This window comes from Streptomyces sp., from assembly GCF_050698815.1.
GTDB lineage: Bacteria > Actinomycetota > Actinomycetes > Streptomycetales > Streptomycetaceae > Streptomyces.
On record NZ_JBOHCV010000559.1, the window covers coordinates 1 to 3,978 of the forward strand.

Genomic DNA, 3,978 nt, shown 5'->3' on the forward strand with positions numbered 1-3,978 from the left:
GTACAGGTCCCATACTGCGACCACGGTGGCGACGCCGAGGATGCCGAAGACCACCGCACGGGTGCGATTCCAGAGCTGGGTCAAGGGTCTTGCCCTCTATGCCTTTGCCGTCACGTGGTCGCGCAGGTGCGGCATGATCGACTCGCCGTAGACCCGCATCGTCTCCTCTTTGTTGTCGTGCTGGAGATAGACGGAGAACTGGTCGACGCCGATCTCTTGCAGAGCCTTGAGCTTCTCGATGTGCTGCTCGGGAGTGCCGAGGATGCAGAACCGGTCGACGATCTCGTCGGGCACGAACTGCGTGTGCACGTTGCCCGCACGCCCGTGCTCGTTGTAGTCGTAGTCGTCGCGGCCCTTGATGTAGTCGGTCAGGGCCTGGGGCACGGCGCCGCCCGAGGCGTCGGATGCCGTGCCGTACTTCGCGACGATGTCGGCCACGTGGTTGCCGACCATGCCGCCGAACCAGCGGCACTGCTCACGGGCGTGCGCCAGGTCGTCGCCGATGTAGGCCGGGGCCGCCACGCAGATGGTGACCTCGTCCGGGTCGCGCCCCGCCTCCGCGGCGGCCACCCGGACGGCCTTGACCATCGACTCGGTGAGATACGGGTCGGCGAGCTGGAGGATGAAGCCGTCCGCCTCCCGTCCCGCCATGGCCAGCGCCTTCGGCCCGTACGCCCCCATCCATACCGGCAGCTTGCCGTCCTTCACCCACGGCAGCCGCAGCGGCGTGCCGTCGATGACGGCCTCCCGGCCCTCCGCCAGGTCCCGGATGACGGACATCGCCTCGCTCAGCCGGGCGAGGGTGTTCGGCTTGCGTCCCGCCACCCGCATCGCCGAGTCGCCCCGGCCGATGCCGCACACCGTGCGGTTGCCGTACATCTCGTTCAGGGTGGCGAAGGTGGAGGCGGTGACCTCCCAGGAACGGGTGCCGGGGTTGGTGACCATGGGGCCGACGATCAGCCGGTCGGTGTGCTCCAGTACGCGGCTGTGGATGACGTACGGCTCCTGCCACAGCACCGCCGAGTCGAAGGTCCAGCCGTAGCCGAACCCGTTGCGCTCGGCGCGCTTCATCAGGCCGACCGTTCTCGAGCCGGGCGGGTCCGTCTGCAGAACGAGTCCGAAGTCCATGCCCCCTCTTCCTTTCAACTGGTCTTTCACGTTCCTGTCCACCGTCGGTTTCAGTCGAGGAGCTGGCACAGTCCGCGGGGCGTGTACTGGCCGTGGCCGGCGCGTCCGGCGTACGTACGCCGGTCGATGACGGTCTCGCCCCGGGAGAGCACCGTCTCCACCTGTCCGGTGAGCCGCTTGCCCTCGTAGGCCGAGTAGTCGACGTTCATGTGGTGGGTCTCGGCGGACAGCGTCTGCTCCGCATGCGGGTCGTAGATGACGACGTCGGCGTCCGAACCCGGCTGCAGCGTGCCCTTCTTGGGGTAGAGCCCGAACATCCGGGCCGGGGACGCGCAGGCCAGCTCGATCCAGCGGCGGCGCGAGATGTGGCCGTCCAGTACCGCCTGGTGCAGCAGGTCCATCCGGTGCTCGACGCCCGGCATGCCGTTGGGAATCTTGGAGAAGTCCCCACGGCCCAGCTCTTTCTGGCCGACGAAGCAGAACGGGCAGTGGTCGGTGGAGACGACCTGCAGGTCGTTCGTGCGCAGCCCGCGCCACAGAGCCGCCTGGTGCTCGCGGGGCCGCAGCGGCGTGGAGCAGACGTACTTGGCGCCGCCGAAGTCCGGCTCGGCGAGATTGTCGGTGGACAGGAAGAGGTACTGCGGGCAGGTCTCCCCGAACACCGGCAGGCCCTTGTCCCGTGCGGTGGTCAGCTCGGCGACGGCCTCCTCGGCGGAGACGTGCACGACGTAGAGCGGCGAGCCCGCCACCCGCGCCAGCTGGATCGCGCGGTGCGTGGCCTCCGCCTCCAGCAGGGCCTTGCGCACCTCGCCGTGGTAGCGCGGGTCGGTGCGGCCGGCGGCCAGCGCCTGTTCCACCAGGACGTCGATGGCGATGCCGTTCTCCGCGTGCATCATGATCAGTCCGCCGTTGGCGGCGGTGCGCTGCATGGCGCGCAGGATCTGCCCGTCGTCGCTGTAGAAGACGCCGGGATAGGCCATGAACAGCTTGAAGGAGGTGATGCCCTCCTCCACCAGCATGTCCATCTCCTTCAGCGTCCCCTGGTTGACGTCGGAGAGGATCATGTGGAAGGCGTAGTCGATGGCGCACTGGGCGTCGGCCTTGGCGTGCCAGCGGTCCAGGCCCTCCCGCAGGGCGTGCCCCTTGGTCTGGACGGCGAAGTCGACGATGGTCGTGGTGCCGCCCCAGGCGGCGGCCCTGGTGCCCGTCTCGAAGTCGTCGGCGGAGAAGGTGCCGCCGAAGGGGAAGTCCATGTGGGTGTGGGCGTCGACGCCGCCCGGGATGACGTACTTCCCGGTGGCGTCGATGCTCCGCTCTGCGCTCCAGCCCTCGGCGACGGTGCCGCCGGTGGTGGCGACCGCCGCGATGCGGCCGTCCTCGATGAGGACGTCCGCGTGGGTCTCGTCGGCCGCGGTGATGACGAGGCCGCCGCGGACGACCGTACGGGTGTGGGTCATCGCTCGCTCCTCCCTCCCAGTTCGGTGTCTGCCGTGCGCAGGGCGCGCTCCAGGATCGCGGCGCCCTCTTCCGCCTCCGCGACGGTCAGGGTCAGCGGCGGCGCGACGCGCAGCACGCTGCTGGTCGCGTGGCCGCCGCCCTTGCCGAGGAGCAGTCCGTGCTCGCGTGCCACCTCCAGCACCAGCGCGGCCGCCTGGGGTGCCGGGGTGTCGGTGTGCGGGTGCACCAGCTCGACGCCGATCATGAGGCCGCGGCCGCGCACCTCCCGTACGATGCCCAGTCCCGCGGCCACCGCGCGCAGCCGCTCCAGCAGCAGCCCGCCGACGCGGCGCGCGTTGCCCTGCAGGTCGTGCTCCAGCAGGTAGTTGAGGTTGGCGTTGCCGGCGGCCATGGTCACGGGGCTGCCGCCGAAGGTGGAGATGGAGTTGGCCCGCAGGCAGTTCATGACCTCGGCGCGGGCGACGACGCCGCCGATCGACATGCCGTTGCCGATGCCCTTGGCGAAGGTGAGGATGTCGGGCGGGCCGGCCTGGTCGTGGGCCTGCCAGCCCCAGAAGTGGTCGCCGGTGCGGCCCCAGCCGGTCTGCACCTCATCACTGATCCACAGCACGCCGTGCTCGCGCAGCAGTTCACGGTAGGCGGCGAGCAGGCCGTCCGGCGGTGAGGTGAAGCCGCCGACGCCCTGTACGGGTTCGGCGATCAGCGCGGCGACCTCGCCGCCGGTCTGCCCGAGCATGTCGGCCAGGTCCTCGGTGCAGGCGGCGATGAAGGCGTCGTCGTCCAGCGCCGCGTACGGGCCGCGGGTGCGCACGCCGCCGTGCACGTAGAGCGTCTGCAGCGGTGAGAGGCTGGTCGGGGACCAGGAGCGGTTGCCGGTGATGCCGATCGCGGAGAAGGAACGGCCGTGGTAGCTGTTGCGCAGCGCCAGGATCTGGTTGGAGCGGCGGTGGGTGGTGGCCAGCAGCAGGGCGGTGTCGTTGGCTTCGGTGCCCGAGGTGGTGAAGAAGACGCGAGCGTCGGGGATACCGGAGACCGCGGCGATCCGTTCGGCCAACTCCACCATGGGGCGGTCGAGATAGAGGCTGGAGGTGTGCAGGATGCGCTGCGCCTGCTCGCTGACGGCCTTGGTGACTTCGGGCAGCGCGTGCGCCGTCATCGTGGTGAGGATGCCGCCGAAGAAGTCGAGATAGCAGTTGCCGTCGCCGTCCCAGACGTGACGGCCCTCGCCGTGTGTGATCTCGATGGGGTCGTCGTAGTACAGCGCGAGCCAGTCGGGCAGGACGGCGCGGTGGCGCGCGTGCAGCGAGGTCTGCGGCCTCGCGTGGTCCTGGGCCGTCATCAGGGCTGCACCAGCCCGTCGTACGCGTCGGGGCGCCGGTCACGGTAGAAGGC

3 protein-coding genes are annotated in these 3,978 nt (G+C 70.0%); all 3 read right to left on the reverse strand.

Annotated features, from left to right (window positions below):
• Positions 1-96 precede the first annotated feature (96 nt).
• Genes ACRDP3_RS20180 through ACRDP3_RS20190 form a run of 3 tightly spaced genes read right to left on the reverse strand, consistent with a single transcriptional unit; the run spans position 97 to position 3,925 of the window.
• On the reverse strand, positions 97-1,128 hold the full coding sequence (locus tag ACRDP3_RS20180; protein WP_431518378.1) for a TIGR03842 family LLM class F420-dependent oxidoreductase: 1,032 nt from the start codon (positions 1,126-1,128) through the stop codon (positions 97-99).
• A gap of 50 nt (positions 1,129-1,178) precedes the next feature.
• Complete coding sequence (hydA, locus tag ACRDP3_RS20185; RefSeq protein ID WP_431518379.1) at positions 1,179-2,585, reverse strand: dihydropyrimidinase; 1,407 nt, start codon at positions 2,583-2,585, stop codon at positions 1,179-1,181.
• Positions 2,582-3,925 (reverse strand): aspartate aminotransferase family protein, encoded by a 1,344-nt coding sequence (locus ACRDP3_RS20190; RefSeq protein ID WP_431518380.1) that lies wholly within the window; start codon positions 3,923-3,925, stop codon positions 2,582-2,584. Before ACRDP3_RS20190 ends, hydA begins: the two co-directional genes overlap by 4 nt.
• Positions 3,926-3,978: the final 53 nt, after the last annotated feature.

Bases quoted from the DNA above. Each gene is read 5' to 3' on its own strand.
- ACRDP3_RS20180 (WP_431518378.1), bottom strand. From the start codon at position 1,128: ATGGACTTCGGACTCGTTCTGCAGACGGACCCGCCCGGCTCGAGAACG.
- hydA (WP_431518379.1), bottom strand. From the start codon at position 2,585: ATGACCCACACCCGTACGGTCGTCCGCGGCGGCCTCGTCATCACCGCG.
- ACRDP3_RS20190 (WP_431518380.1), bottom strand. From the start codon at position 3,925: ATGACGGCCCAGGACCACGCGAGGCCGCAGACCTCGCTGCACGCGCGC.